Source organism: Schlesneria sp., from assembly GCF_036405755.1.
GTDB classification, from domain to species: Bacteria; Planctomycetota; Planctomycetia; order Planctomycetales; family Planctomycetaceae; genus Schlesneria; species Schlesneria sphaerica.
This window is the reverse complement of record NZ_DASWWZ010000546.1, coordinates 1-5,120: the sequence shown is the minus strand read 5'-3', so window position 1 is coordinate 5,120 and position 5,120 is coordinate 1. Positions and strand designations below refer to the sequence as shown.

At 55.6% G+C, this 5,120-nt stretch carries 4 protein-coding genes; 3 read left to right on the top strand and 1 reads right to left on the bottom strand.

All coding sequences use genetic code 11. From position 1 onward, the window contains the following. The 3 genes from VGE80_RS18400 to VGE80_RS18390 all read left to right on the top strand — a co-directional run. The coding region (locus VGE80_RS18400; RefSeq protein WP_440593678.1) for a pyridoxal phosphate-dependent aminotransferase at nt 1-587 on the top strand (587 nt) is incomplete at its 5' end. 177 nt (nt 588-764) lie between these two features. Further along, nucleotides 765-3,140 (top strand): DUF1592 domain-containing protein, encoded by a 2,376-nt coding sequence (locus tag VGE80_RS18395; RefSeq protein WP_440593677.1) that lies wholly within the window; start codon nt 765-767, stop codon nt 3,138-3,140. A 151-nt stretch (nt 3,141-3,291) separates the two neighbouring features. Continuing rightward, complete coding sequence (locus VGE80_RS18390) at nt 3,292-4,632, top strand: DUF1552 domain-containing protein (protein WP_373651808.1); 1,341 nt, start codon at nt 3,292-3,294, stop codon at nt 4,630-4,632. A gap of 105 nt (nt 4,633-4,737) precedes the next feature. On the opposite strand, the gene VGE80_RS18385 is transcribed toward VGE80_RS18390, so the two are convergent. Then, on the bottom strand, nt 4,738-5,120 hold a 383-nt coding region (locus tag VGE80_RS18385), incomplete at its 5' end, for a hypothetical protein (protein WP_440593676.1).

Here is a 5,120-nt window from a genome sequence, read left to right as displayed (position 1 = left end):
ACATTAACTACTCCGACAAGCCTCATCTGAGCATTGCGACCTTGCCCGGGATGCAGGACCGAACTGTGACCATCAGCGGGCTGTCGAAGACTTTCAGCATCACCGGCTGGAGGCTGGGGTACTGCATCGCCCCGGCTGAACTGACCAATGGAATTCGTAAAGCGCACGACTTCCTGACGGTGGGAGCGCCCCATCCACTGCAGATGGCCGGTGCAGCGGCGATGGCCCTGCCGGACTCCTACTACGAGTATTTGAAAGACGGCTACCGTCAACGGAAGGACCTGTTTCTCCCCTATCTGCGAGAAGCGGGATTCCAGTTCAATGACGTCGAAGGGGCCTACTACGTCATGACGGATATCTCGGGATTTGGAGCCACCAACGACACCGAGTTTGTGAACTGGATGATCCGCGAAATCGGTGTGTCGGCGGTACCGGGCAGCAGCTTCTACCGGCCAAGTGAACGGGGTCATACTCAGGTGCGGTTCATGTTTGCCAAAAAGGATGAAACACTGAAAGCGGCTGGGGAACGATTACTTCGTATCCGCGATCGTCTGAAAGCGAGTCCACCCAGCTGGCTTGCAAAGTGAACAGCCGTTTCGACGCATGAATTGCCCGAAAAAAGAGACTTCTCGATGCCGCAAAATCGGATAGCCGCAGGAAACGGTGCTGGCACGCGAAGGAGATTATCGATACAACGTTTATAGTGAAACCTGCCTGATTTCGTGCATTGTCACGCCCTCCTGAATTGCCGCGAATTAAACAGCATGAAATACATTCCTCTACCGTCGGCATTCTTCCTCACACTGGCATTCCTGCTGGCTGTGGCCGGGAACGATTCGGTACGAGTCCTCGCTCAGGAAACGCCTCCTCCTGCCACTCGATTTCAAGAGAGTGTTGTTGCCTTTGTGGCAAAGCACTGTGTTGAATGTCACGGCGAAAAGGACCCCAATGCCGATCTGAACCTTGCGTTCGACAATGATCCGCACGTGCTCACCAAACGTCGCGTTGTGTGGGAAAACGTGATCGACATGGTCGTCAACGGCACCATGCCGCCGTCGGATAAACCCCGCCCGGAACAGGCCGAGATTGATCGGTTTGTCGATGTCGTACGGGATCTGTTTAATGAAGCCGATTTGCGGGCAAAACCGGATCCCGGCCGCGTGACCGTCCGGCGGTTGAATCGGACGGAGTATAACCACACCGTTCGCGATCTGGTTTTTATCGATTTCAATCCTGCTGAAGATTTTCCGTCCGACGACATTGGTCACGGCTTCGACAATATTGGTGACGTCTTGACCATGTCGCCCGTACTGATGGAACGATATCTGGCTGCGGCCGAGTCGATCGTTCAAAAAGCGATTCTTGTTGGCGAACCACCCAAACCGCCCAAGCGACGAACGGCAGCCACCTTCTTTCAATCCACGAAGAAAGAAGAGTTCCGCGAAGTCGGGGTCCGAAGTCTCGAGATGAATGGCAAGCTGTCGATCACACACAAATTGCCCGTCGACGGCGAGTACAAGCTCCGTTTCCGTGGCTGGGGACGTCAGATCGGTGACGAGCCCGTCAAAGCGGCATTCCAGATCGACGACAATTCCTTCGAAACTGTCGAAGTGAAAGCAACAGGGGTCGACAAGGACAAGGTCATTTACGAGGCCAAACCGATCCAGGTCTCTGCGGGTGAACATAAGATCTCAATCGCCTTCTTGAACGAGTTCACCGACCCCGCTGCGGAGAAACCGGAAGAAGGACAGAGGACACTCTTCGTTGAATGGTCCGAGTTCGAAGGACCACTCGACATGGTGCCAACTTCTCATCGGCGATTGCTGGCGACCAATCCGGAACTTCCGAAGGCCGATCAGGCACGAGAGATCCTCAACCGATTCGCCACCCGCGCGTACCGACGTCCTGCAACAACGGAGGAAGTCGATCGTCTTGTTGCATTGGCGCTCCATTCTCTGGACGAAGGTTTGAGCTGGGAGGAGGCCATGCAGCGGTCGTTCATGGCTGTGCTCGTTTCGCCCAAGTTTCTTTTCCGACTCGAACTTGATGACCGTCCTGACAGCCCCGAGCCCCGTCCACTGGACGAGTACCAGCTTGCATCACGGATGTCATACTTCCTGTGGAGTTCGATGCCAGACCAGGAGCTTTTCGATCTGGCGAGCCGCGGCGAACTGACCGCGAATATCGAACCTCAGGTTCGGAGAATGCTTCAGGATCCGAAGTCAGATTCTCTGGTGGAAAACTTCGCCATGCAGTGGCTGCAACTGCGGCGTCTGAAAACTGTCGCACCGGATATGAAGCAGTTTCCGACGTTCAACGATCAGCTGAAAGCAGCCATGCTGAAAGAAACGGAACTGTTTTTCCAGGCGATCATTCACGAAGACCGCAGCATCAACGATCTCATCGACGCTGACTTCACGTTCCTGAACAGACCGCTGGCCCGGCACTACGGGCTCGAATCGATCATGCCCGAACGTCCTGAAGGACAACCTCGTCGACGCGGAGGCAACTCCGAGTTTGTGCGTGTAACGCTACCCGACAAACTTCGCGGGGGGCTTCTGACGCAGGCCAGCGTGCTGACCGTGACGTCGAATCCGACACGGACCTCACCCGTGAAACGGGGACGGTGGATTCTTGAGCAGATTCTCGGGGCCCCCCCTCCTCCTCCACCGCCGAACGTTCCTGAACTGCCTGAAGGTGAACATGCCGAACTGTCAGGTTCCTTGCGGCAGCGGTTGGAGCAGCATCGGGCCAATCCGGCATGTGCCAACTGCCACGCCAAAATGGACCCGCTGGGCTTTGCCTTCGAGAACTATAATGCAATCGGAGGATTCCGAGAAAAAGACGGGGAATTCCCAATTGAAACCGCTGGAGTTTTGCCAGGCGGCAAATCTTTCAACGGCCCGGCCGAATTGAAGGCGATTCTTGTCGAGCAGCAGGCCAAAGTGGGACGAAACCTCATAGAAAAGCTGATGACTTATGGATTGGGACGCGGACTGGAATATTATGACCGTAGATCCGTTGTCAAAATTCAGGAAGCGTTGGAGAAAGATAATCGGTTCTCCACAATCGTGATTGAAATAGTGAAAAGCGATCCCTTCCGAATGCGGCGGGGTAGCGATCCGGTGGCGCAAGATTGATTTTGGTGCAAGACTGAGATGTCGACGCTCGTCGTGCGAGACTTCGAAAAGACATTCTCTCGAAGACTTTCGAAGTGCAGCCCGAATGACAAATCCGTGACCCACTCTCGCGGGGCGATCTGCCAAACGAGGGGACAGACTGGAAATGAAGATGAAACGAGATCCCATTTCGCGACGAACCGTCTTGAAGGGCATGAGCACCGCGATTGCCTTGCCCTGGCTGGAGATCATGGGACCCCTGTCGTCCTGGGCAGAAGAAGCTTCGGTAACGAAGACGGCACCCAACCGGATGGCGTTTGTGTACGTTCCCAACGGAAAAAACATGGCGGATTGGACGCCAGCCGCGGAAGGATCAAGTTTCGATCTCACACCAATTCTCGAACCACTCGCACCAGTCAAAGATGATCTGCTGGTCCTGACCGGTTTGACGGCCGATGGTGCCCGGGCTCATGGCGACGGCGGTGGAGACCACGCACGGGCTCTTGCCTCCTTCCTGACAGGTGCCCATCCCGTGAAAACGGACGGAACCGATATCCGTAATGGTATCTCGGTGGACCAGGTTGCCGCTTCACGCATCGGTGATCAGACCCGTTTGCCCTCGCTTGAAATCGGCTGCGAAGCAGGTGCCATGGCCGGTAACTGCGACTCGGGCTACAGCTGCGTCTACTCATCCACGATGTCCTGGCGCTCCGCCACGCAGCCCAACCCCAAGGAAGTGAATCCCAAGCTGGTATTCGAACGGCTGTTCGGTTCCGGTGCTGGTGCTGATCGAGCCAAGCGCGATCAGCTTCGTAAAAGTATTCTCGACTACGTCCGCGACGACACTCGAGAACTGGCCGGAAAACTTGGCCGCAACGATCAGCGGAAGCTCGATGAATACTTCAGCTCAATCCGTGACATTGAACAGCGAATCGCACGCGCGGCGTCGTTGCCGGAAGTCAAAACGCCGGACTATCCAGTACCCGCTGGAGTTCCCGGCGACTTCCAGGAACACGTGCGTCTGATGTGCGATCTGATGGTCCTCGCCTTCCAGACAGATCTGACCCGTGTTTGCTCGTTCGTGCTGACCAACGAAGGAAGCAACAAGGCCTATCCATTCATCGGGGTCCCCGAAGGACATCACGAGCTGTCACACCACGGGAACGATGCCAAGAAGAAGGAAAAGATTCGCGACATCAACAAGTTCCATGTCACACAGTTCTCGTACCTGCTTCAGAAATTGAAATCGATTCCGGAAGGCGATGGGACGCTGCTGGATCACTGTATGATTGCGTACGGCAGTGCCAACTCTGACGGCAACGCCCATAACCATGACGATCTTCCTGTGCTGCTGGCAGGTAAAGGTGGTGGTACGATCCAGACCGGACGTCACATCCGCTATCCGAACGAGACCCCCATCAGCAACCTGTGGCTCTCGATGCTCGAACGAATGGACGTCAAGGTTCCATTCCTGGGCGACAGCACGGGGGCTCTTCATAATCTGATGAGTTGATCTGCTGCCCGGTTAGCAGCACACATCCCAAGTCGTCCGCATCGAATTGAAGTATGCGGGCGACTCATCAGAGGCCGACGGCTTACCACGCGAACTTGGAGCAACTCATCGAAATTGAGCTTGCTTCAAGTTCGCGTTACTTTTGCGGTAGACCCACCAGTTCCACCCTGTCAGGCTGCGGTGCGGAAACACCCTCTGCAGTTCATAAGCATTCCCGGCCGGATCGACGAGCTGCGACGGCAGCGTCGGATCCCCTTCAAAATTGTGACGAATAAGCCAGTCAGTAGGACGTCCCTGCAGGGTGCGCTGGTCGAGGTACCGCAGTGGTGATTCCTTCAACCACAGGCGTTCCGAGTAATAGGCGAAGATCAGACCATTCCGGAAATCATGATCACTGCTGACCGTGGCCGGAGGTTCGGACGTCTGTTGTGCCATCCAGCGCATGGCTTCTGAATATTCGCCGCGACCATCAGGAATGAGAAGGCGAG